The 22,377-nt window shown below is 62.4% G+C and carries 20 protein-coding genes; 14 read left to right on the forward strand and 6 right to left on the reverse strand.

Features of this window, described 5'->3' with window-relative positions; all coding sequences use genetic code 11:
• Positions 1–6 precede the first annotated feature (6 nt).
• Positions 7–1,107: a beta-N-acetylhexosaminidase gene (nagZ, locus tag G7048_RS17385; protein WP_205750285.1), complete on the forward strand. Its 1,101-nt coding sequence runs from the start codon at positions 7–9 to the stop codon at positions 1,105–1,107.
• On the opposite strand, the gene G7048_RS17390 is transcribed toward nagZ, so the two are convergent.
• Positions 1,077–2,027, reverse strand: a complete 951-nt coding sequence (locus tag G7048_RS17390; protein WP_166069347.1) for a LysR substrate-binding domain-containing protein — start codon at positions 2,025–2,027, stop codon at positions 1,077–1,079. The genes nagZ and G7048_RS17390 overlap by 31 nt on opposite strands.
• A 112-nt stretch (positions 2,028–2,139) precedes the next feature.
• On the opposite strand from G7048_RS17390, the gene G7048_RS17395 reads away from it, so the two are divergent.
• From G7048_RS17395 to G7048_RS17410, 4 genes are all read left to right on the forward strand, one after another.
• Positions 2,140–3,132: an alpha/beta fold hydrolase gene (locus tag G7048_RS17395; protein WP_166069348.1), complete on the forward strand. Its 993-nt coding sequence runs from the start codon at positions 2,140–2,142 to the stop codon at positions 3,130–3,132.
• Positions 3,133–3,211: 79 nt separating this feature from the next.
• On the forward strand, positions 3,212–4,966 hold the full coding sequence (locus tag G7048_RS17400) for an ABC transporter ATP-binding protein/permease (protein WP_166069350.1): 1,755 nt from the start codon (positions 3,212–3,214) through the stop codon (positions 4,964–4,966).
• Positions 4,967–5,017: 51 nt separating this feature from the next.
• Entirely contained in the window at positions 5,018–6,073 is a 1,056-nt protein-coding gene (locus tag G7048_RS17405; RefSeq protein WP_166071032.1) for a 6-phosphofructokinase, read from the forward strand.
• Positions 6,074–6,160: 87 nt separating this feature from the next.
• Complete coding sequence (locus tag G7048_RS17410; RefSeq protein ID WP_166069351.1) at positions 6,161–7,306, forward strand: hypothetical protein; 1,146 nt, start codon at positions 6,161–6,163, stop codon at positions 7,304–7,306.
• A 16-nt stretch (positions 7,307–7,322) separates the two neighbouring features.
• Here the strand turns inward: G7048_RS17410 and G7048_RS17415 are convergent, their stop codons facing one another.
• The 3 genes from G7048_RS17415 to lysS form a co-directional block, all read right to left on the reverse strand.
• Positions 7,323–7,982, reverse strand: coding sequence for a mechanosensitive ion channel family protein (locus tag G7048_RS17415; RefSeq protein ID WP_166069352.1), 660 nt, complete (start codon positions 7,980–7,982; stop codon positions 7,323–7,325).
• Between the two features lie 484 nt (positions 7,983–8,466).
• Positions 8,467–9,507, reverse strand: coding sequence for a diguanylate cyclase domain-containing protein (locus tag G7048_RS17420; protein WP_166069353.1), 1,041 nt, complete (start codon positions 9,505–9,507; stop codon positions 8,467–8,469).
• A 161-nt stretch (positions 9,508–9,668) separates the two neighbouring features.
• On the reverse strand, positions 9,669–11,207 hold the full coding sequence (gene lysS, locus G7048_RS17425) for a lysine--tRNA ligase (protein ID WP_166069354.1): 1,539 nt from the start codon (positions 11,205–11,207) through the stop codon (positions 9,669–9,671).
• A gap of 154 nt (positions 11,208–11,361) precedes the next feature.
• Between lysS and G7048_RS17430 the strand changes: the two genes are divergently transcribed.
• The 8 genes from G7048_RS17430 to G7048_RS17465 are packed head-to-tail and all read left to right on the forward strand — an operon-like array spanning position 11,362 to position 20,072.
• Positions 11,362–12,729, forward strand: coding sequence for a UDP-glucose/GDP-mannose dehydrogenase family protein (locus G7048_RS17430; RefSeq protein WP_166069355.1), 1,368 nt, complete (start codon positions 11,362–11,364; stop codon positions 12,727–12,729).
• A gap of 5 nt (positions 12,730–12,734) precedes the next feature.
• A complete protein-coding gene (locus G7048_RS17435; protein ID WP_166069356.1) occupies positions 12,735–13,985 on the forward strand; it encodes a hypothetical protein in 1,251 nt (416 codons plus the stop codon).
• Positions 13,986–14,006: 21 nt separating this feature from the next.
• Positions 14,007–14,672 (forward strand): bifunctional 2-polyprenyl-6-hydroxyphenol methylase/3-demethylubiquinol 3-O-methyltransferase UbiG, encoded by a 666-nt coding sequence (locus G7048_RS28515; RefSeq protein WP_166069357.1) that lies wholly within the window; start codon positions 14,007–14,009, stop codon positions 14,670–14,672.
• Entirely contained in the window at positions 14,669–15,700 is a 1,032-nt protein-coding gene (locus G7048_RS17445; protein ID WP_371747556.1) for a glycosyltransferase family 2 protein, read from the forward strand. Before G7048_RS28515 ends, G7048_RS17445 begins: the two co-directional genes overlap by 4 nt.
• Positions 15,697–16,428 carry a class I SAM-dependent methyltransferase gene (locus G7048_RS17450; protein ID WP_166069358.1) on the forward strand — a complete coding sequence of 244 codons (732 nt, stop codon included), beginning with the start codon at positions 15,697–15,699 and terminating at the stop codon, positions 16,426–16,428. Before G7048_RS17445 ends, G7048_RS17450 begins: the two co-directional genes overlap by 4 nt.
• A 16-nt stretch (positions 16,429–16,444) precedes the next feature.
• Positions 16,445–17,608, forward strand: a complete 1,164-nt coding sequence (locus G7048_RS17455; protein ID WP_166069359.1) for a DegT/DnrJ/EryC1/StrS aminotransferase family protein — start codon at positions 16,445–16,447, stop codon at positions 17,606–17,608.
• Positions 17,605–18,216, forward strand: coding sequence for a sugar transferase (locus G7048_RS17460; protein ID WP_305793254.1), 612 nt, complete (start codon positions 17,605–17,607; stop codon positions 18,214–18,216). The genes G7048_RS17455 and G7048_RS17460 overlap by 4 nt, the downstream gene beginning before the upstream one ends.
• On the forward strand, positions 18,213–20,072 hold the full coding sequence (locus tag G7048_RS17465; protein ID WP_166069360.1) for a nucleoside-diphosphate sugar epimerase/dehydratase: 1,860 nt from the start codon (positions 18,213–18,215) through the stop codon (positions 20,070–20,072). Before G7048_RS17460 ends, G7048_RS17465 begins: the two co-directional genes overlap by 4 nt.
• 29 nt (positions 20,073–20,101) lie before the next feature.
• Here the strand turns inward: G7048_RS17465 and G7048_RS17470 are convergent, their stop codons facing one another.
• On the reverse strand, positions 20,102–20,740 hold the full coding sequence (locus G7048_RS17470; RefSeq protein ID WP_166069361.1) for an LON peptidase substrate-binding domain-containing protein: 639 nt from the start codon (positions 20,738–20,740) through the stop codon (positions 20,102–20,104).
• An 84-nt stretch (positions 20,741–20,824) separates the two neighbouring features.
• On the opposite strand from G7048_RS17470, the gene G7048_RS17475 reads away from it, so the two are divergent.
• Positions 20,825–21,385 carry a YggT family protein gene (locus G7048_RS17475; RefSeq protein ID WP_166069362.1) on the forward strand — a complete coding sequence of 187 codons (561 nt, stop codon included), beginning with the start codon at positions 20,825–20,827 and terminating at the stop codon, positions 21,383–21,385.
• Between the two features lie 97 nt (positions 21,386–21,482).
• Here the strand turns inward: G7048_RS17475 and accD are convergent, their stop codons facing one another.
• The gene (accD, locus tag G7048_RS17480; protein WP_166069363.1) at positions 21,483–22,355 is read right to left on the reverse strand and encodes an acetyl-CoA carboxylase, carboxyltransferase subunit beta; all 873 of its coding nucleotides are present in this window, start codon (positions 22,353–22,355) and stop codon (positions 21,483–21,485) included.
• Positions 22,356–22,377: the final 22 nt, after the last annotated feature.

Consider the following 22,377-nt stretch of genomic DNA (forward strand, 5'->3'; position numbering starts at 1 on the left):
TTCATCATGAACTCTCCCGCCATGCACGCTCCCCTGATCATCGACGTCGCCGGAAAGCAGCTCACCGATGTGGACCGCCAACGCCTTGCGCATCCGCTGGTCGGCGGTATGATTCTGTTCACCCGCAACTGGGAAAACCGCGATCAGTTGCTGCAACTGTGTGCCGACATCAAGGCCGTGCGCGCCGATCTGCTGATCAGCGTGGACCACGAAGGCGGTCGCGTGCAGCGCTTCAAGACCGACGGCTTCACGCACATTCCCTCGATGCGCGCATTCGGCGAGATGTGGATGGACGACGGCAAGGGCAGCAAGCATCGCGAAGGCTCGGGCGCCATGCGAGCCATGGACGCGGCCACTGCCGCAGGCTATGTGCTGGGCAGCGAACTGCGTTCGTGCGGCGTCGATTTCAGCTTCACGCCCGTGCTCGACCTGGACTGGGGCGAGAGCGGCGTGATCGGTGACCGCAGCTTCCATCGCGACCCGCGCGTGGTTGCAACGCTCGCGCGCAGTCTCATGCATGGCCTGCTGCAAGCGGGCATGGCCAACTGCGGCAAGCACTTTCCCGGTCACGGTTTCGTGAAGGCCGATTCGCATGTCGACATCCCCGTGGACAAGCGTGCGCTCAAGGCAATTCTGGCCGACGACGCAGCGCCATACCCGTGGCTTTCCAGCGTGCTCACCGCCGTGATGCCAGCGCACGTCATCTATTCCAAGGTCGATGCCAAGCCTGCGGGTTTCTCCATCAAATGGCTGCAGGACATTCTGCGTGGCGACCTGCGTTATGACGGCGCGATCTTCAGTGACGACCTGAGCATGGAAGCTGCACGCCGCATCAACGGCTCGGTGCTGAGCTACGCCGAGGCCGCATGCGCAGCGCTCAATGCCGGTTGCGACATGGTGCTGCTGTGCAACCAGAGCGTGGGCGATGGCAAGATCGTCGATGACTTTCTGGCCGACATGGACAAGGCGCTGGCGAAAGGCCAATGGAAGTCGGATGAAAACAGCGAAGCACGCCGCGTGGCGCTGCTGCCTGAAACGCTGCCCCAGCCGTGGGATGAGTTGATGATTCAGCCTGCTTACATGCACGCGCTGGATTTGCTGCCCTGATCGGCCTCCTGCTTGATCCACTCGATGAAGCGGGTGAGCGCTGCGTTGGATGCGGCGTCGCTCGTGTCCTTGGCGCGTACGTCGGCAAAGTTCACTAGCCAGTAGCTGAACGGGCTGAGACGCGCGTCCGGCTCGCCGATGGCTTCAAGCCGTCCGTCCTGCAGCATCGGCTCGATGAGCTCACGGCGTCCAATGGCAACGCCTTGGCCGGCAATCGCGGCTTGAATCACCTGATCGTATTGGTTGTAGTGCTGCGTGCGCTGATTGCGCGGCAGCTCGACGCCGTGTGCCGCACACCAACCGTGCCAGTGCAGCCATTGGCGACCGGGCAGATCGAACTCCAGCAGCACCTGCTTGGCAAAATGTCTTTGCGTATTCAGCCGCTGCACCTTGAGCGATGGGTGGGCCACCGGCACCAGCGTCTCGCCAAACAGGCGCAGCGCACCCTTGGGCACATCGCGCGGAGCACCGTAGCGGATGGCCAGATCGATGCCCGGCGTGTTCACGCTCAGCATCTTGGTGTCGGCCGCCACGCGCACATCCACGTCGGGGCATTGCTGCTGAAAGCGGATCAGGCGCGGCAGCAACCACAGTGCAGTGAAGCCAATGCTGGCCGTGATCGTGACCGTCTTGCGCTGCTGCTGCACGTCCAGCACTTCGAGCACGTCCTGCAGCTGCCGGAGGCTGCTGTCGGCGCTCTGGAACAGTCGCTCGCCCGCCGCAGTGAACTGAATGCTGCGATGACCGCGCACGAGCAAGGGCGTGCCGATGGCTTCTTCGAGTCCACGAATCTGGCGACTGACCGCGGACTGTGTCACGAACAGATCTTCTGCCGCCAGTGTGATGCTCATGCGCCTGCCGACAGCCACAAAGCTGCGGATCAGATCGAGCGATGGAATTTTCGAGAGCGGTTTTGACATTCCTGTAGCGCATGTGAATGCGGCGAAAAGATCGTTTGAGCATCTGGCCAGTACTCAGTGTAATCACCTCATGCAGAGCCCGAAAAGTGCTGAAGAAAAGGAGCAGAGCAGCATGAGAAAACACAGCAATGCCGATGGGCCGCACGAGATTCACATTCCCACGGGGGATGGCCATGTGCTGAAAGGCCATTGGTGGCGGCATGCGGAAAGCACCGACCGCACCATGGATGTGCCAGTGGTGGTGATCAATCCCGCGACCTCGGTGGCGGCGCGTTACTACTACCGCTTTGCCGCGTATCTCCAGCACCATGGCATGGATGTGCTGACTTACGACTATCGCGGTATCGGCCTGTCGCGGCCCGAGGAACTGCGAGGTTTCGAGGCGGGTTGGCTCATCTGGGGTGAACGCGATTTCGAAGCCGTTCTGCAGTGGTTGAGCGCGAATCGTCCGGGACGTTCGGTGGACGTCGTTGCGCACAGTGTGGGCGGTTTCGTGACGGGATTGGCCGCATCCGCGCACCGCGTTCGTCGCGTGTGCATGGTCGCTGCGCAACTGGGTTATTGGCGAGATTTCCATCCCGCTCACCGCACGCGCATGTGGTGGAAGTGGCAGTTCGTGATGCCGCTGCTTGCGACGCTCTTGGGCTACTTTCCGGGCCAGCGACTGGGCTGGCTGGAAGACACGCCCAAGGGCGTGGTGTGCGATTGGACGCAGAAGATGCGTCGTCTCGAAGACGCCTGGGGTTGCTCCGGACCCGAGCGCTTGCTGGCCGAGCGCAAGCAACTGGTGGAGCGCTGCGCGAACATGCGGGCACCGATTCTGTCGATTGGCATCGAAGATGATGCGTTCGGCACCAGGTCGGCTCTCGAACGCCTGCTGGGCTACTTCCCTTTCACGGAGCGAGTCCATGTTCGCGTTGCGCCCGAGTCGGTCGGCGCATCCCGCATCGGACATTTTGCGTTCTTTCATGACCGCTTCGAGCACAGCCTCTGGCCGCTGGCGCTCGGTTGGCTGCAGTCGGGCGAGTTGACGGCGGCGATGCAACAGGCCGCGCCGCACCACGTTGTGCCTGCTTTGCGTTGTCCGTCGCTGGAAGCGTATTGAAAGAAAGCGGTTTAAGCTTCGCCTCAGACTACCGCGCCATGCTGGGTGCCGGGCCAGAATCAGCACAACAAGGAAAGCCATGAGTCTGAAACAGAAGCTGCGCAACGCCGCACATGTCACGCGTCAGGCGTTCGATCTGGCGCGTCCTTATTTTGTGTCGGAGGAAAAAGGCAAGGCATGGGGGCTGCTCATCGCCATCATTGCCTTGAACCTCGGCACGGTCTACATGCTGGTGCAGCTCAACGAGTGGAATCGCGTGTTTTACGACGCGCTGGAGAACAAACAGGCCGATGTGTTCTGGCAGCAGTTGTGGAAGTTCTGCTGGCTCGCGGCGATCTATATTGTGATCGCTGTCTACAAGTTCTATCTCACGCAACTCCTTCAATTGAATTGGCGGCGTTGGCTGACCGACCGGATGCTTTCGCGCTGGCTGGCGGCCAAGGCGTTCTATCGGCTGGAGCTGACGCGCTTTGGCGGCGGCAATGTGCCGGATAACCCCGATCAGCGCATTCAGGAAGACCTGAACCTGTTCACCACTTACACCGTCTCGCTCGCCATGGGGCTGCTCAACGCGGTGGTCACGTTCGTGAGCTTTGTGGGCATTCTCTGGGGCTTGAGTGGGGTGATGGACGTGGCCGCGCCCGAGGCGCTTGGTGGAGGCACGTGGCAAGTCACCGGCTCCATGGTGTGGATGGCGGTGCTGTATTGCATCGTCGGCACGGCCATCACGTTCTGGGTGGGCGCGCCGCAGGTGTTGCTCAACAACCGGCAGCAGCAGTTCGAGGCCAACTTTCGCCACTACATGATCCGCGTGCGCGAGCATGCCGAGGCGATTGCGCTGGATGGTGGCGAACGCGTGGAAGGCGAACGTCTGAGCCTGCGTTTCGGCGATGTGCTGAGCAACTATCTGGTGCTGATCCGCAAGCAGAAAAATCTGATTTGGTTCACCACCTTTTTTGGTCAGGCGGCGGTGGTGTTCCCGTTCATCATTGCCGCGCCGCGATTCTTCAGTGGCGCGATTCAGCTCGGGCAACTGATGCAGATTTCATCGGCGTTTGGACAGGTGTCGGATTCGCTGAGCTGGATCGTGACCAACTATCAAGACCTGGCGGCATGGCGCGCGACCACGCAGCGTCTGGCCGGTTTCGACGAGAGCCTGAAACAGCAGGGTGAACATGCGCGGGACGGTGCCGAGTGGACGACCGGCGACCATGTGCAGACGACGTCACTTGAAGTCGATCTGCCCAACGGCGAGGTGATTGTGGCGAATGCCGCGTTGCGTGTCGGCCCCGGTGAACGCGTGCTGATCAGCGGCGCATCGGGCAGCGGAAAATCCACGCTGATGCGCGTCTTTGCAGGCATCTGGCCTTTCGCAAAGGGACGGGTGGAACGACCGCAGGATGCGATGTTCATTCCGCAGCGGCCGTATTTCCCGGAAGGCTCTTTGCGTGATGCGCTGGCCTATCCGGAACCGGCTTCGCACTACTCCGATGAGCAGTTTGCGCAGGTATTGGAGAACGCCAAATTGCCCAAGCTGCGCGCGCGGCTCGACGAAAACAATGTCTGGAATGCGGTGCTTTCAGGCGGCGAGCAACAGCGACTGGCGATTGCGCGCGTGCTGCTCAAGCGACCCGCTTGGGTGTTTGCCGACGAGGCCACCAGCGCCATGGACAACCCGACGGAGGCGCATGTTTATCAGCAATTGGTTCGACTGGTGGACGAGCAAAAGGGCGGGTTGGTTTCGATTGCGCACCGCGACAGCGTGCATGCATTCCACAACCAGCGCTGGACGCTCGATCCGGAGCACAAGCGCATCGACGCGACGGCCGTTTGAGTCGTGGGATGATGCACTCATTTGTTTGAATGAACCATGGAGAGCATCGCGATGCGCGTTGGGGTTTTGACGGGTGGTGGAGATTGTCCGGGGCTGAATGCGGTGATCCGCGCGGTGACCAAGTCGCTGATCGGCCAGGGGCAGTGCGAGGTGCTTGGCATCGAGGATGGCTTTCAGGGCCTGATGGAAGCAACGCCGCGCGTGCAGGCGCTTTCGTGGGATCAGGTCTCGGGCATTCTGCATCGCGGCGGCACGATTCTGGGCACCAGCAACAGCGCCAATCCACTGCGTGACGCGGCCACCAAGGAGCTGGTCGCGCGCAACGTGAAGGCACTGGGTCTCGATGTGCTGGTCGTCATCGGCGGCGACGGCACCATGTCGCTTGCGCATGGCCTGGAGAGCGTGGGCCTGCAATGCGTGGGCGTGCCCAAGACCATCGACAACGACATCGCACATTGCGAGCGCAGCTTTGGTTTCGACACGGCGGTGGCGACGGTGACGGATGCGCTGCATCGCATCGAAAGCACGGCCTTCAGCCACCACCGCGTGATGATCGTCGAGACCATGGGGCGGCATGCCGGATGGATTGCATTGGAGGCGGGCATCGCAGGCGCTGCCGACATCATTGTGCTGCCCGAGATCGACTACGACCTGCAAGCCATCGTCGACCGCTGCCGCGAGCGCGAGCAGCGTCAGCGCTACACCATCATCTGCATTGGCGAAGGGGCGAAGGAAAGCGGTGCCAGCCTCACGGTGCGCGAGCACGTGGAGGGCAGTCCCGACCCCGTGCGTCTGGGCGGCGTGGCGCATGTGCTGCGCGAGCGCTTGCAACCGCATCTGAAAAGCGAAGTGCGTGCCACGGTGCTCGGCCACTTGCAGCGCGGCGGAGATCCGACTCCGTTCGATCGCGTGCTTGCCACCCGCTTTGGTCACCGCGCCGCGCAACTGGTGCTGGCGCGCGAGTGGGGGCGCATGGTCACCTTGCAGCACGGCGAGATCGGCAGCGTGGCGCTGGGCGATGTGGCCAACACGCAGCGCACGGTGCCGCTGGATCACGACCTTGTCACCACGGCGCGCGACATCGGCATCTGCTTCGGTGATCGTTGAGCGAAGCTTGTCGCATTCGACCTGAATTTGCGAGTGCGGATAACATGCGCTTCATCACGACAACGGGAAGCGTTCATGCATCGCAGAGTGGCAATCCTTCGAGGTGGAAAGTGGTTGGGCGCTTCGGCATTGGCGCATCTGGTGCCACCAGCGGCTTGGGCGGCGGATGCGGTTTCTCCCGCGCCCAACGTTGCGCTTGAAGGCGCCGGTTGGGTGGCAATCCATCCATGGTTGGACAAGGGCGATGAACTTGAGGCGAGCTTTCTTGCCGATGGCAAACCGCTTGGAAAGCTCCAGTTTCGTGACTCGCCCGGTATCATGCGGCGCGATCCTGCCTTGAAGTTCCAATGGCCCAAAGGTGCGACCAAGCTGGCGTTCGAGGCGCGATTGACATCGGCAAAAGGCAAGAGCCGCACGTTCAAGCGCACCATGAGCGTCTTCGATGTGGGTGCATTCACCAGCGGGCTGTATGACGAGTCGCTGGAGTTCGATCAACGCCTTGACAAGCTGATTGCGCAAATGGATCAGTTGATCAAGCAGACGGGCGGCATGGACTACAAAGGCGCGGACCTGATCAAGATGAAGCCGCAACCCGCGAGCGCTGCTGCACAGATTGCGGCCTTCGAGAGCAAGAACAAACTCAAGCTGCCGCAGCCCGTGCATGCGCTGCTGCGAAATACGGTCACCTTGGGGGACTGCTATTTCACGACTCCCAAGAATCTGGGCATGCTGAGTGAAGATATCAAGCAGTGGGGCGACCCGTTCGACAAGTTGTCCAAGCGCGTGCAGGAGCGTTACTCGCGCAGCGTGGCGGTGTTTTTCGAAGTGGGTGATGGCATGGGCGCGCTGGCGTGGGACCCTCAAGGCGTGACGGCGGGTGAGCCCGGCAATGGGCGACTGGATACCAACGAGGTTCGCGCGCAGCCGGGCAAACCGGGCGAGGGCGTCTGGTTCTGGATGCATGAGGAAAAGCTGTTCGAGCCGGAGTTGCTCCTCAACAGCCGCATGCAGCCCGCCAGTGCATCGCAGGCGCTGGTCAATGCCGTGCAGTGCTACGCGCTGGATTCGCTGGCAGACGATGTGCGTGAGAACCGCAAACCGGCACCGGACATCATCTTCGACAGCAGCAACCCGTTGCTGCATTTGCAGATGTTCGTGGAAAACACTTCACGCATGACGCTGTGGCAGCGCAGTTATGAAGGGCATGGACCGCTCAACCGGTTGCCAGCATGAGGGTTCACTGACACCTTCAGGGAAATGTTGCCGCTTTGGGCGCAGGCGTAGGTTCCGAACCGTTGGCTGACGCAGCGGGCGCAGGCGGCTGGTGCAGCTTGTTCTGCGGCAGCGGCTTGCCTTCAGGCCAGCGGCGCACCACGCGCTGAAAGATCAACGCATTGGGAATCTGCAGCAGCGTGCCGGGCTCGGGCGCGGTGGAGTCTTCGAGCGTGGTGTAGAGCAGGTTGATGTCCACCACCTTGCCGACCGCACCGAGCTTTTCGGCGGTGTCCAGTACCTCGATGTGATCGCCCACGCGGAACGGGCCGACCACGAAGATCAGAAACGCGCAGAACAGATTCGAGAGCACGCTCCACGCCGCAAAGAACGCGACCGCGCCCACGGTGGCAAAGCCGGTGAACGCCGTCCAGAGCACGGAGGCCGACACGCCCAGACGCTCCAGCACGAACAGCAATGCGCTGATGATGATGAGCCAGCGCACCACCACGGTGACCGGCATCGTCAGCTCGTGCGGGAACTGGTAGTGCTCGCCCGCACGCTTCATGACCCGCTTGAACATGGTGTGCAGGAGGACGGCTCCTGCAATGATCAGGATGATTTGAAAGCCGGGGATGATCAGATCCAGCGAGTCCTGCGTCCAGTCGGGCAGGTAAGTTCTCCAGCGAAGGGCCATGTCAGGTACTAAGTCTCAAAGCAAATTCAAAACCGGACCATACCATTTTTGTGTGTGATTTCTTCTGGGGGGTACGAAGCCTTGCGGCTTCGATTGGTACTTCTTTTGAAGACGCCGATATAGCCCTTCTGACTTTGTTGCGCGGCCTTGCCGTATGAACATACTGTCTGCGCCCGCGCGTCGCGTCATAAGGGCTGTCTCGTCGTTGTGGTGGTGGAGTAGATACCCCTAATTTTGCTTAAGCCCGCTCCAAGAATTCCGGAATTCAAACATCAAGCTACGCAGCGTGCAGAGTGTTTGAACCGTCAACCCCAATGACGAGATAGGCCCTCAGGCGCGACGCAAAGCCGCAGACAGTATGGTCATACGGCAAGGCTTTGCAACAAAGCATGAGGGCCTATATCGTCACCCCAAAACGAAAACTCTCAAAACAAGCGAAGTCGCCAATTCGTCACGCGACTGAAGCAACCCGAACAACGAAAGCTCAGCGCTTTCGCTGCTCAATGGTGTCCATCTGCATTTCGAAGCTGAAGAAACGATCTCGGCCTTGGGCTTTGGCGGCGTAGAGGGCTTCGTCGGCCCGCATCACCATCGTGATCGCGCTCGTGGTGTCGTCCGGCACGCAGGTCGTGATGCCGCCCGACAGGGTCAATACTGGCCCGATGGGCGAGTCGGGGTGCGCAATGTCGCGCGCCTTGAGCAGCCCGCCGAGCGCGCGGGCAAAGGTCATCGCTCCGGCTCTGGGGGTGTTGGGCAGGATGAGCGCAAATTCTTCGCCGCCGTAGCGCGATGCCACGTCGCGCGGGCGCACGCAGACTTCGCGCAGCACGCGGGCGACTTCGCGCAGGGCGGCATCGCCTTTGACGTGGCCTGCGGTGTCGTTGTAGCGCTTGAAGTGGTCCAGATCGCACAGCATCAGCGTGAGCGGTGCGTGGTCGCGGCGGGCGGCCGTGATCTCGGTGTGCAGGATGCGGTCGAAACCGCGCCGGTTGACCAGACCCGTGAGCGGGTCCATCTCCACCATTTCGTTCAGGCGCTGATTGGCCACGTGCAGTTCGTCGGTCAGCGTGACGAGGCGGCGGCGCATTTCGTGCAGGCGGCGCATGGCGCGCAGCTTGGCGGCCAGAACAATCGGTTTGACGGGTTTGACGAGGTAGTCGTCGCCGCCCGACTCGATGCCGCGCCAGACGTCGAGATCGCCATCGAGGCCCGAGAGAAAGATGATCGGTGTCCAGCCGCCGGGCTCCAGCTCGCGCATGCGCTGGGCAACCCAGTAGCCGTCATGCGCGCCGGGCAGGCGGATGTCGAGCAGCACCATGTCCGGGCGGCGCAGCTTGAACAGCCGCAGGGCGGGTTCGGCGTCGGAGGCTTCGAGCACTTCGGAGACGCCCGCTCGGCGCAGCTCGTTCGCCAGTTGGGCGCGAACGGACGCAAGGTCCTCCACCAACAGCACCGAGAAGGGGCGATCGGCAGAGGAAGACGACTGGGCTGTGCTCAAACTGGGTTCGTTGAGTAGCTGGCTCATGGGTTCTCGCGGCGGGATTCGCGCAGGCGTTGGCATGGCACCGAGGCTGCGTTGCCCCATGGGGGGCGTGGCAGTCATCGGCGATGTGAACGTTTGCGAACGTCGGAGAACCAGTGTAACCGGCTCTGCCCAGTTTTGTTACTGGTTGCTTTACGGTGGTTTTACTGTTCGCGGCGCAGGGCGGGGAACAGGATGATGTCGCGGATGCTGGGGCTGTCGGTCAGCAGCATCATCAGGCGGTCGATGCCGATGCCGCAGCCGCCGGTGGGAGGCATGCCGTATTCGAGCGCACGCACGAAGTCGTGGTCGAAGTACATGGCTTCGTCGTCGCCGCTGTCCTTGGCATCGACCTGTGCGTTGAAGCGCGCGGCCTGGTCTTCGGCGTCGTTCAGCTCCGAGAAGCCGTTGCCGAACTCGCGGCCGGTGATGTAGAGCTCGAAGCGCTCGGTCACCTCGGGGCGATCATCGTTGGCGCGGGCCAGCGGCGAGATTTCGGTCGGGTGTTCCATGATGAAGGTCGGCTGCCAGAGCTTTTCTTCCACCACTTCTTCAAAGTACAGCACCTGCAGACCGGCGAGGGTGCGGGTGGACAGCTTGTTCTTTTCCTCGTTCAGACCGAGCTTCTTGAGCGCGTTGATCAGCCAGTCCTTGCTGGTCACGTTGTCACCGGCATCGGTGAATTTGACGATGGCTTCGGGGATGGTCAGGCGCTCGAAGGGCTTGGACAGATCGACTGGCTTGCCGCCGTATTCGAACGTCAGCGAGCCGCGTGCGTTCTGGGCCGCATCGCGCACGATGGCTTCGGTGTAGTCCATGATGTCCTGGTAGTTCCAGTACGCCGCGTAGAACTCCATCATCGTGAATTCGGGGTTGTGGCGAACCGAAATGCCTTCGTTGCGGAAGTTGCGGTTGATCTCGAACACGCGCTCGAAACCGCCGACGATCAGGCGCTTGAGGTACAGCTCGGGCGCGATGCGCAGGTACATCTCTTGGTCGAGCGCGTTGTGGTGCGTGACGAACGGCTTGGCGTTCGCGCCGCCGGGAATCGGGTGCAGCATCGGCGTCTCGACTTCGAGGAAGCCGTTCTTGACCATGAAGTTGCGGAGGCCGGAGACCGCATTGCTGCGCGCGATGAAGCGCTTGCGTGCGTCCTCGTCGGTCATCAGATCGACGTAACGCTGGCGGTACTTCACTTCCTGATCGGCCACGCCGTGGAACTTGTCGGGCATGGGGCGCAGGCTCTTGGTGAGCATGCGGATCTTGGTGACCTTCACGGACAGCTCGCCCGCCTTGGTCTTCATGAGCGTGCCTTCGGCGCCGATGATGTCGCCCAGATCCCACTTCTTGAAGTCGGCGTAGAGTTCTTCGCCCACGGCGTCGCGCGTCACGTAGAGCTGGATGCGGCCGGTGGCGTCCTGCACGGTGGCGAAGCTGGCCTTGCCCATCACGCGCTTGAGCATCATGCGGCCGCCCACGCTGACGGTGATGTTTTGCGCTTCGAGCGCTTCGGCCTCGGTTTCGCCGTAGGTGGCGGCCAGAGCGCCTGCTCGGTGGGATGGCTTGAAGTCGTTGGGGAATGCCACGCCTTTGCCAGCCGCCTGCGCTTCACGCAGCACCTTGAGTTTTTCACGGCGCTCTGCGACGAGCTTGTTCTCGTCAACGGGTACTGCAGGAGTGTTCGTAGGCTGATCGGATGACATAAAGAATTCGGTGGTTGCCCGGAAGGGTGACAATAGCGGCAGTCAAAGCTCCGTTGCCGGGGCGACGTGCGCTGGAAAACCCTCAATTTTAAGTCCAAGCGCGCAAAACGGGCTGGCAAGGGCTTTCGACTTCCATTGTTGCGAGCAGAAGTTTATGAAAATCACCATTGTTGGCGCGGGCTACGTAGGCCTCGTGTCGGCGGCATGCTTTGCGGAACTGGGCAATCAGGTACTCTGCGTGGAGCGTGATACGGCGCGTGTCGAGCGCCTGAAAAATGCCGAAGTCCCGATCTTCGAGCCGGGTCTGTCCGAGCTGATTGCCAAGAATCTGGCGGCCGGGCGTCTGGTCTTCACCACCGAGATGAAGGCTGGAGTTCGCCATGCGGATGCCCTTTTCATCGCCGTGGGCACGCCGCCCAAGGGCGATTCGAGCGCCGACACCAGCCAGGTGCTGGCCGTGGCCGAGCAGATCGGCGCGCATCTGTCGCGCTTTCTGGTGGTGGTGGACAAATCCACCGTGCCTGTGGGTACGGCCGACAAGGTACGGGAAACCATTGCGCGAGCGCTGAAAAAGCGCACCGATCTGGCCAAGAAAGCGCCGGACTTCGCCGTGGTCTCCAATCCCGAATTCTTGAAGGAAGGCGCGGCTGTCGAAGACTTCATGCGCCCGGACCGTGTGGTGATCGGCGTGAGCGACGACGCGGCGGGCCGCAAGGCCGAGACGCTGCTGCGCCAGGCCTACGCGCCGTTCAACCGCAATCGCGAGCGCCTGATCGTCATGGACGTGAAAAGCGCAGAACTGACCAAGTACGCGGCCAACGCGCTGCTGGCCACCAAGATCAGTTTCATGAACGACATGGCGAATCTGGCCGATGCGCTGGGTGCCGACATCGAACAGGTGCGCAAGGGCATTGGCTCGGATCGCCGCATCGGCTACGACTTCATCTACGCGGGGCTGGGCTACGGCGGATCGTGTTTTCCCAAGGACGTGGCCGCCATCTGCCACACCGCCCGCGAGGCCGGTGAGCGCATGCGCGTGGTCGAGGCGGTGCGCGCCGTCAACGAAGGGCAGAAGGAGCGCTTTGTCGATCGTGTGATCGCGCATTTCGGCGGCTCGCTCAAGGGCCGCACGATTGCGGTCTGGGGATTGACCTTCAAGCCCGCGACCGACGACGTGCGTGAAGCGCCCAGCCGCCACATCGTGCGCAAACTGATCGCGGCTGGTGCCAAGGTGCAGGCGCATGATCCACAAGTGCAGTCGCTCGCGCAGCTCATGCCTGGCGAAAACGTGGCGCGGTTGCAGGCGGACATCGCGTTCGTCACGAACCCGATGGAAGCGGCCAAGGGCGCGGATGCGCTGCTGATTGCGACCGAATGGAAGGTCTATCGCAGTCCGGACTTTGCGGCGCTGAAGAAGCTGCTCAAGAAGCCGGTGATCTTCGATGGCCGCAATCTGTTCGAGCCCGCAGACATGAAGCGCCTTGGCTTTCAATACCAGGGCGTGGGCCGACGCACGGCCTGAACGCGATGGCGAGCGCTCCGGCCGACTCCGCGAATCATGCTGCCAGCCCGCATTGGGCACGCAGCGTGGGCGGGGCCGCGCTCTGGACGCTGGCGCAGCACGGCTCGTTTTTCGCATGCGCCTGGTGGGTGTCGTGGTGGGCTGGGGCAGAGCGTTTTGGCGCGTTCGGGCAGGGACTGGCGCTGTCGGCCATGCTGTCGGCGGCGATCACTTTTCGGCTGGAGTACGCTGGGCAGCTTGAGCGCAGGCAGCGACGCGCGGCTTCGCTTTTTGCATTGGCGCAGCGCAGCGCGTGGGTGATCTGCGCGTTGCTGCTGGTGGCGCTGGCGGTGGTGCATCAATGGGTGCCCGTGCCGCTCTGGCTGTGGGCCAGCACGCTGGCGCTTGGGCCGCAGGCGGGCACGCTGGTGCTGGCGTCCGGCATGGCACGCAGCGGTGATGTGGTGCGCGCGGCGGCGCTGCGCAGTGGCCCGGCCATCATCATGGTGGTGGTTCTGCTGCTGGCTTGGGCGCTGGGTTGGCAGGACGGCATCGAATGGTCTATTCCGCTGGCCGCGTGGATGGGCTGGATGGCGGCACGGCTTTTGGCTTTGGCGAACAATTCAGGGGTGGCCGTGCGAAAGACGGACACGCAAAAGCTCGCCGCTTTTCATCTGCCGTTTGTGCGGGCCGAACTGCCGGGTTTTCTGCTGAACGTGAGTGCCAATCACGGACAGGTGCTGTTGATTGGCGCGTTGGGCGGAGATGCCGCTGCGGGCACGGCCGCGCTGGCGCTGCGCATTGCGATGCTGCCGACCAGCCTGTTCGGTCTGGCGCTCGCGGATCGATTGCGTTCGCGCGTGGTGGCGTTGAGCTCGAATGCTGATTTGATGGGCCTGCTGCGGCAGGCGATCAGGCGCATGGCGGGGCTGTCGTTGGCAGCGCATGCGTTGGCCGCGGTGTGCGTGCCTTTGCTGCTGCCGCTGGTGTTTCCGTCGCAGGGTGCGGTGCTGGTGCAGATGGTGATGTGGCTGCTGCCGCTAGGCGTGATTCGGCTGGTGGCGAGTCCGCTTGCGTTCATGCTGCCGTGGCGCGGATGGCTGGGTTGGAGCCTCGTCGGCCAATGCCTGCTGTTTGCGTGTGCGCTGCTGTCGGTATTGTTGGTTTTTCCCATCAGCGGATTGATCGGTGTGGCCGTTGCCTACGCGATCAGCGCCGCTGGGGTGTATCTGGGCTATCTCGTTATGGCATGGGCTGCGGCGCGAGCGGATACTTGAGGTTTGTTGAAACGGGACTTTATGAGCAGACAAGGCAAGGTGGGCGCGCAGCGTGAAGCGACGCTTTCGCGTTCGCACTACACGGACGACAGCAACTTCACGCCCGAGCATCTGTACTCCATGTCGTACCAGATCCGGCAGATTCGCAGTTTCCGTCCGCAACGCGTGCTGGAGATCGGCATCGGCAACGGCTTTGTCTCGACCTTTCTGCGTCAGTCCGGCATCGAAGTGGTGACGGCCGACATCAACCCCGAACTCAAGCCCGATGTGTGTGCGCCGCTGCATGAATTGCCGCAGCATCTGAAAGGCGAGCAGTTCGATGTGGTCTCCTGCTGCGAGGTGCTGGAGCACATGCCGTTCGATCAGTTCGGCCCGAATCTCGACACCATCCGCAGCCTTGCACCCGAGGCCTTCATCTCGCTGCCGGGGCATTTCCCGTGGGCGGGTTTCATGGGCCGCTTCGGCATTCACAACCGCTTCATCGATCTGTCGCTGGGCATTCGCATTCCCTGCCGTCGGCGTTTGACGGACGGACATTTCTGGGAAATCGCATCCGAATGGCAAACGCGCCGCTCGGCGCTGGTCGGTCATATGCGCGAGCGTTTTGCCAAGGTGGACAGCGGCGTGTTTCCCATGCATCGCTACCACTACTATTTCCGCTGCTCCGACAAGAAGGAGGGCGCGTGAAGCTGCAGCCCACTGTTGCCCAACTGCTGTCGGTGATCGCGCCGTGCCGCAATGAGCGCGAGCACATCGTCGCCTTCTGCAGCAACGTGGCGGCCATGCAGTTGCCCGAGGGCTGGCAGATCGAGGTGCTGATTGCCGATGGCGCAAGCGATGACGGCACGCGCGAGTTGCTGGGCGACTTCTGTGCGAAGGATGCGCGCTTTCGCTGGATCGACAATCCGCTGCGCATCGTCTCACCGGGACTCAATCGCTGCATTGAGCAGTCGCGTGGCGAGATCATCGTGCGGCTCGACATCCACAGCGAATACGCGAGCGACTACTTCGTGCAATGCGTGAACACGCTGGCGCGCACGGGTGCGGACAACGTGGGCGGAGCCTGGCATGCGCAAGGCCGCACCTTGATGCAGAAGGCCGTGGCAGCCGCGTTCCAGTCGCCTTGGGTGGCGGGCGGTGCGCTGTCGCGCAATCTCGAATATGAAGGCGAAGTGGACACGGTCTACCTCGGCTGCTGGCCGCGCGCGACTTTTGAAAAAGTGGGTGGCTTTGACGAGCAACTGGTGCGCAATCAGGACGATGAGCACAACCTGCGCTTGAAGAAAAACGGTTGCCGCATCTGGCAGAGCAAGACGATCCGCTCGACCTACTTTCCGCGCGGCAAGCTGTCACAGGTGTTCAAGCAGTATTCGCAATACGGTTACTGGAAGCCGTTCGTGATGAAAAAGCATGGGCAGGCTGCGGCGCTGCGGCATCTGGTGCCAGCGGCGTTCGTGATCGCACTCATGATTGCGCTGGTGCTGGCGTTCACCGTTTCTGCGTGGCCTCTGGGTTTGTTGGTGGCGGCCTATGCATGTTTGCTGGCGCTGGCGTTGTCGGGCATGCGCGCGCAGTTGGAGCCGGGTATGGCAACACGCGTGGTGGGCGTGATTGCGGCGTATCACTTTGGCTACGGTTGGGGCTCGCTGTGCGGTTGGCGCGATGTGTTGCTCGGTCGTGGCCCACAGCCGCAGTGGGGAGCGCTCACGCGATGAAGGACACTTCCTCTTCATCTTCGTCCTCCTCCAATCGCGAAGCCGCGAACGTGCGCGATCGCTATGCGCGCCGTGATGTGGGGCGCGACGCCAATCGCTACAGCCTGAGCGATCCGTATGCGCTGGCTGCGTGGCAGGAGCGTCAACGCAAGATGTTGTCGATGCTGGCCGATGCGAAGCTCAACGATTTCAGCGCGCTTGATGTGCTGGATGTGGGCTGTGGAAGCGGTGGCAATCTGCTCGATCTGCTGCGGCTTGGTGTGGACCCTGAACGCCTCCAAGGCATTGAGCTTTTGCCAGAACGTGCGGAAGCTGCGCGCGCTGTTTTGCCCGCGATTTGCCGTATCTGGAACGAGGATGCGCTGGCTCTGCAGATTCCTGCCGCGAGCCAGGATGTGATCGTGCTGTTCACCGTGTTCTCGTCGATTCTCTCCGATGCTGTGCAGCAGCAATTGGCCGCGCAGGTCTGGCATTGGCTCAAGCCCGGCGGAGCGGTGCTCTGGCACGATTTTGTCTACGACAATCCGCGCAATCCCGATGTGCGTGCCGTGCCGCTCCAACGTGTGCGCGAGCTGTTTCCCGAAGCGCACATGCGCAAGCAGCGCGTCACGTTGGCGCCGCCGCTGGGACGCGCCGCTTGCCGAGTGAGCCCTGCGCTGTATCCGTTGCTCAATGCCGTTCCGCTGCTGCGCACGCATGTGCTGTGCACGTTGGCCAAACCCTTGTGATGAAAAGAATTCTGCGATGACCGAACCACAGACCCTGTTGCCGTTTGCCTTGCCCGATGTGGGCGAGGAGGAGATCGCCGAAGTCGTCGACACGCTGCGCTCGGGCTGGCTCACGACGGGCCCCAAGACCAAGCGTTTCGAGCAGGCGTTTGCGGAGTTTCTGGGCGATGCAACGCTTGAAGCCGTGGCGGTGAATTCGGCGACCGCAGGTCTGCATCTGGCGCTTGAAGCTGCAGGCATCGGACCCGGCGATGAGGTGATCACCACCACGCACACCTTCACCGCAAGCGCCGAGGTGATCCGTTATCTGGGTGCCGATCCGGTGCTGGTGGACATCGAGGAACACAGCCTGTGCATCGACCCACGCGAGATCGAAAAACACATCACTGCGCGCACCAAGGCGATCATTCCGGTGCACTTTGGCGGGCGCAGTGCGGACATGACTTCCATTCTCGCCATCGCCAAGCGCCATGGTCTCAAGGTGATCGAGGATGCGGCCCACGCGCTGCCCTGCACGCATCGCGGCGAGATGATCGGCACGCTTGCGAGCGACGCGACGGTGTTCAGCTTCTACGCCAACAAGACCATGACGACGGGCGAGGGCGGCATGCTGGTCACGCGCGATGCGGCGCTGGCCAAGCGGGCGCGCACCATGCGCCTGCATGGCATAGACCGCGATGCGTTTGCGCGCTTCAATTCCAAGGTGCCTGCGTGGCGTTACGACATCGTCGCGCCGGGCTTCAAATACAACATGACGGACATTGCCGCGGCGATTGGACTGGTGCAGCTCAAACGCGTGCGCGACATGCAGCAGCGGCGCGCCGAGATCGCGCGGCAGTTCGATGCGGCGTTTGCATCGATGAATGTCGGTCGTCCTCCGCAGGCGGAAAACGGCGATGTGCATTCGTGGCATCTGTATCCGATTCTGGTGCCGCAAGGAGTGGACCGTGATCGCTTCATCGACCGCATGTTCGAGCAGGGCATCGGCATGAGCGTGCACTACATTCCGCTTCACCAGCAAAGCTACTGGCGCGAGTCGTGCAAGCTCGATGCCAAGGACTTTCCGGTGAGTCAGTCGGTCTACGAACGTACGGCCTCGCTGCCGATCTACACGCGCATGAGCGATGCGGATGTGGCGCGCGTGGTGGCGGCGGTGCGCAACGCGCTGGAGACTGCGTGAGCGCCAAACGCATCATGGATCTGCTGGGCGCGTCGCTCGGGCTGCTGGTGTTTTCGCCGGTGCTGCTCGCGTGCGCGGTGGCGGTCAAGCTGAGCTCTCCGGGGCCGGTGTTTTTCCGGCAGGAACGCGTGGGGCTGCATGGCAAGCCGTTTCGCATCCGCAAGTTCCGCACGATGCGGGTGACGGATGGTTCGGACCTGCAGGTCACGGCAGCGGGTGATGCGCGCATCACCGCTGTAGGACGACTGCTCAGGCGCAGCAAGCTCGACGAGCTGCCGCAATTGATCGACGTGTTGGTGGGTAACATGAGCATCGTGGGGCCAAGGCCCGAGGTGCCGCGCTATATGGCGCAGTATCCGCAGGTGGCGCGCGAGCGGATTCTGTCGGTGCGCCCCGGCATCACCGACAACGCGGCGATTGCGTTCCGTGACGAGGAGCGCATGCTGGCGGCAAGCAGCGATGTCGAGCGCACCTATGTCGAGGAGATCATGCCGATCAAGCAGCGCTACTACCTCGACTATGTGGCGCATCAGAGCGTGGCAGGTGATCTGGCGATCATCGCCCGTACGGTTTGGACAATTGTGGGTCCGCAGAGGCGGCAATCATGAGTGTGAATGGAATTCATTGGAGTCGCGACAAGGTGTTGTTCGCGCTGGCAGACATCGTCATGGTGGCGCTGGCATGGGGCATTGCGTTCTGGCTGCGTTTCAATTTTGAGCTGCCGGTCGAGTACCGCTCGATGGCGCTGGACACCATGCCATGGGCCGTCGGCTGCATGGTCGTCGGTTTGGCCGTGGCGCGCGTGCAGCGTCAGGCGTGGCGTTATGTGAGTCTGGCCGATCTGCGGCAACTGGCGTGGGGCGTGCTGCTTGGCGTGCTGGCCACCGTGGCCTGCGTGATGGTGCTGCGTTATCCGGGGTTTGCGCGGTCGGTGTTCCCGATCTTTGGTCTGCTGGTGCTGGCGATGCTCTCGGGCGCGCGTGCCACTTGGCGCTCGATTGCCGAGCAGCGACACGCGCGCGGTGGTGCGGGCGGACAGTCGTCGCTCATCATCGCGGGCACGCTGGAAGAGGCCGATCAGGCGCTGCGCACCCTCAAGGGATCGCACGACTGGCAGGTCGTCGGCATCGTGTCGCCGCGCGAGCAGGACGTCAAGCAGAGCCTGCAGAACGTGAGCGTGCTGGGCACGATCAATCAGTTGGGCCATCTGGCCGAAGCGCATGGCGTGCATTCCGTGCTGCTGGCCAGCGCACCCGGCTCGGCGCTGCGCCGCGAGGTGCTGCTGCGCTGGTCGGGCTCGCAACTGAATCTGCTGACCATGCCGACGGCGGACCACTGGCTCAACACGCCCGCCACCGATCTGCGGCAGGTCGATCTGGAGGATCTGCTGGGCCGCACGCCTGTGGTGCTCGATGCGGGCGATCTGGCGGAATGGCTGTCGGGGCAGACCGTGATGATCACCGGTGCGGGTGGCTCCATCGGTTCGGAGCTGTGCCGTCAGGTGGCGCGTTTTGGCGTGTCGCGGCTGGTGTGCGTGGACGTGTCGGAGGCGGCCATCTACACGCTGGAGCAGGAGCTGCGCATCGCGCATCCCGAGATGCTGGGCAACTACTACACGGCCAATGTGCGCGAGTATGAGCGCCTGCTGGCGATCGCACAGAAGCACCATCCGGTGGTGATCTTCCACGCGGCGGCTTACAAGCATGTGCCGCTCATGGAGGAGAGCAACGAGGTCGAGGCGCTGCGCACCAACGTGCTTGGCACGCTGAACGTGGCGCGCGTGGCGGGCGAGTGCGGAGCGCAGCGCTTCGTGCTGGTCTCCACCGACAAGGCCGTGAATCCCACGAGCATCATGGGCGCGAGCAAGCGGCTTGCCGAGCGCGTGGTGCAGGCCATGGCGGATCGTTATCCGTCAACCGAATACGTGGCGGTGCGCTTCGGAAACGTGCTGGGTTCGAGCGGTTCCGTCGTGCCGTTGTTCACGTCGCAGATTGCACGCGGCGGGCCGGTGACGGTGACGCATCCGGACATCGTGCGCTACTTCATGACGATTCCCGAAGCCGCGCAGCTTGTGGTGCAGGCGGGGCGTCTGGGGCAGTCGGGGCGTCTGGGGCAGTCGGGGCAGATCTATGTGCTCGACATGGGCGAGCCGGTGAAGATCGTCGAACTCGCGCGCCTGCTGATTCGCCTGTCGGGCCGCACCGAGACGGAAGTGCCCATCGTCTTCACGGGCTTGCGCCCCGGCGAAAAGCTGTTCGAGGAATGGCTGGCGAACGACGAAACGACTTCGGCCACCAGCCATCCACAACTGCGTGTGGTGCATCAGACGGCGGTGGTGCTGTCGCTGTACGAGCTGGAGCGTCTGCAGGGCTGGGTGGAAGACCTTGGCCCAGCACCCTCACCGAATGTGCTGCGCACGGGCTTGCATGGTTATGTGCAGGAGTACCGCGTGCGCGGGGCTTGATGGTGGCGTGAACGAATGAGAAACCGGAATCAGCGCGAGATTCCGGTCTTCTCGAGAATGTCGCTGACCAGCTCCAGACGCGCGAGCGGATTGTCGAGCGACATCATGCGCTGCTTGAGCTCCAGCGGCATCGGCAGCAGTTCGCACCAACGGTTGGACACCCAGGCGCAGTCGTTCAATTGCGCAGCGGTCGGCGTGGTTTGAATCACAGACGAATCGGGCGCGCGCTCACGCAGCGATTGCAGTGCGTTGGCCAGCAGGTCGGCGCAGCTTTGCAGCTCGTCGGGAACGGCGACGATCTGGTCGGCAGGCATCATGGTCACATCGGCTACCCAGAGGCCATGGCCGAGCAGGCGCTGGCTGGCGATGTGAAAGCGTTCGCTGCCTTTGCAGCGCACCGTCAGCAGTCCCGCCTGCGGGGTTTGCAGCTCTTCGATGTTGGCGAGCGTGCCGACGTTGTGGAGCTGCTCCTGCGGCGCACCGGCCTTGCGCACTTCCGTGCCGCTTTCAAGCGCCACGACACCGAAGGGCGCGCCCGCCTGATGGCACTTGCGCACCATGTCGAGATAGCGCACTTCGAACACGCGCAGGGAGAGTTCGCCGTCGGGAAAAAGAACCGTGCCGAGCGGGAACAAGGGCAGGGAAGACAGTGTCAGTTGTTGGGACATGAGGGGTAGATGCGATCTGCATCGCTATCATCCCACGTTGCGTGAGCCCATTGGGGCCGTCACGCGGAATTAGTTTGGATCACCATGCTCTTAGATATTGTTTCCCTGCTGCTGGACGTCGTCTGCGGACTGTTCTCTGGCGCTTGCCTGCTCAGGCTGTACATGCAGATGCAGCGCATTCCGTTCGCCAATCCGATTGGTCAGCTTGTGTTTGTGTTGACGGACTGGCTGGTGATTCCGCTGCGCAAGATCCTGCCATCGGCGGGGCGTTGGGATCTGTCCTGCCTGATCGGTGCATTCCTGGGGCAACTGGTTCAGCACCTGATTCTGGCGCTGCTCATGGGCTTCCTGTCCTTGATCGTGTTTGCGCCGCTGGAAGCTGTTTTCGGCATGGTGCGCGTTGCTCTGTCGGGGATGATGATGATGCTCCTCGTGAGCGTGGTTCTGTCATGGGTGCAGGCCGATTCGTCCATTGGCAGCGCGCTGAACCGACTATGCGAGCCGGTGCTCAGGCCCATCCGTCGGGTTGTGCCGATCATGGGCGGATTCGATTTCTCGCCGCTGGTGGCCATGGTGATTTTGCAGGTGCTGCTGATCGTGCTGAAACATCTGCGCACGACGGTGCTGAGCATCGCCATCGCCTGAGTTCACGTCTTTTTTCAGCCATGAAAAAACCGCCAGATCCTTGCGGAGACTGGCGGTTTTTTTGTGAGCACTGAAAACTGAGTTTCAGATCACCTGATCAGGCAACGGAATCGGCTGGCAAGCGTTGCAGCATGGCCAGCGATTGCGCGATGGTCTGGCGCAGTTCGCGGCGGTCGCAGATGAAGTCGACGGCACCCTTGGTCTGCAGGAACTCGGCGCGCTGGAAACCTTCGGGCAGCTTCACGCGCACGGTGGATTCGATCACGCGAGGGCCGGCAAAGCCGATCAGGGCCTTGGGTTCGGCGATCACGATGTCGCCCACGAACGCAAAGCCAGCCGAGACGCCACCCATGGTCGGGTCGGTCAGCACGCTGATGTAGGGCAGGCCCTTCTTCGCCAGACGCGTGAGCGCTGCGTTGGTCTTGGCCATCTGCATGAGCGACAGCAGGCCTTCCTGCATGCGCGCACCGCCGGTGGCGGTGAAGCAGATGAAAGGCACCTTCTGCTCGATGGCGGTTTCGACGCCGCGCACAAAGCGCTCGCCGACCACGGAGCCCATGGAGCCGCCCATGAATTCGAACTCGAAACAGGCAGCGACCACGTTGATGCTCTTGACGGCACCGCCCATGACGATCAGCGCATCGGTCTCGCCGGTGTGCTCCAGCGCTTCCTTCAGACGCTCTGGGTACTTGCGGCTGTCCTTGAACTTGAGCGGATCGACCGGCAGGACTTCCTGACCGATCTCGTAGCGGCCTTCCGGATCGAGGAACGCGTCCAGACGGGCGCGCGCGCCGATGCGGTGATGGTGACCGCAGGTCGGGCAGACCATCTGGTTGTGCTCCAGATCGTTCTTGTAGAGCACGGATTCGCAGCTGGGGCACTTGATCCAAAGGCCCTCGGGCATTTGGCGGCGTTCAGCGGGGTCGGTCTGCTGAATCTTGGAAGGCAGCAGTTTTTCGAGCCAGGACATAGGTTTCCTTTCCAATACGCAA

Origin of the sequence: Diaphorobacter sp. HDW4B, assembly GCF_011305535.1 — a bacterium.
In the GTDB taxonomy this organism is placed as follows: Bacteria; Pseudomonadota; Gammaproteobacteria; order Burkholderiales; family Burkholderiaceae_C; genus Diaphorobacter_A.

Coding starts and splice junctions, on each gene's coding strand:
- G7048_RS17395 (WP_166069348.1), top strand. CDS start 2,140: ATGAGAAAACACAGCAATGCCGATGGGCCGCACGAGATTCACATTCCC.
- lysS (WP_166069354.1), bottom strand. CDS start 11,207: ATGTCATCCGATCAGCCTACGAACACTCCTGCAGTACCCGTTGACGAG.
- nagZ (WP_205750285.1), top strand. CDS start 7: ATGAACTCTCCCGCCATGCACGCTCCCCTGATCATCGACGTCGCCGGA.
- G7048_RS17450 (WP_166069358.1), top strand. CDS start 15,697: ATGAAGGACACTTCCTCTTCATCTTCGTCCTCCTCCAATCGCGAAGCC.
- G7048_RS17435 (WP_166069356.1), top strand. CDS start 12,735: ATGGCGAGCGCTCCGGCCGACTCCGCGAATCATGCTGCCAGCCCGCAT.
- G7048_RS17415 (WP_166069352.1), bottom strand. CDS start 7,982: ATGGCCCTTCGCTGGAGAACTTACCTGCCCGACTGGACGCAGGACTCG.
- G7048_RS17475 (WP_166069362.1), top strand. CDS start 20,825: ATGCTCTTAGATATTGTTTCCCTGCTGCTGGACGTCGTCTGCGGACTG.
- G7048_RS17455 (WP_166069359.1), top strand. CDS start 16,445: ATGACCGAACCACAGACCCTGTTGCCGTTTGCCTTGCCCGATGTGGGC.
- G7048_RS17470 (WP_166069361.1), bottom strand. CDS start 20,740: ATGTCCCAACAACTGACACTGTCTTCCCTGCCCTTGTTCCCGCTCGGC.
- G7048_RS28515 (WP_166069357.1), top strand. CDS start 14,007: ATGAGCAGACAAGGCAAGGTGGGCGCGCAGCGTGAAGCGACGCTTTCG.
- G7048_RS17465 (WP_166069360.1), top strand. CDS start 18,213: ATGAGTGTGAATGGAATTCATTGGAGTCGCGACAAGGTGTTGTTCGCG.
- G7048_RS17400 (WP_166069350.1), top strand. CDS start 3,212: ATGAGTCTGAAACAGAAGCTGCGCAACGCCGCACATGTCACGCGTCAG.
- G7048_RS17430 (WP_166069355.1), top strand. CDS start 11,362: ATGAAAATCACCATTGTTGGCGCGGGCTACGTAGGCCTCGTGTCGGCG.
- G7048_RS17420 (WP_166069353.1), bottom strand. CDS start 9,507: ATGAGCCAGCTACTCAACGAACCCAGTTTGAGCACAGCCCAGTCGTCT.
- G7048_RS17390 (WP_166069347.1), bottom strand. CDS start 2,027: ATGTCAAAACCGCTCTCGAAAATTCCATCGCTCGATCTGATCCGCAGC.
- G7048_RS17405 (WP_166071032.1), top strand. CDS start 5,018: ATGCGCGTTGGGGTTTTGACGGGTGGTGGAGATTGTCCGGGGCTGAAT.
- accD (WP_166069363.1), bottom strand. CDS start 22,355: ATGTCCTGGCTCGAAAAACTGCTGCCTTCCAAGATTCAGCAGACCGAC.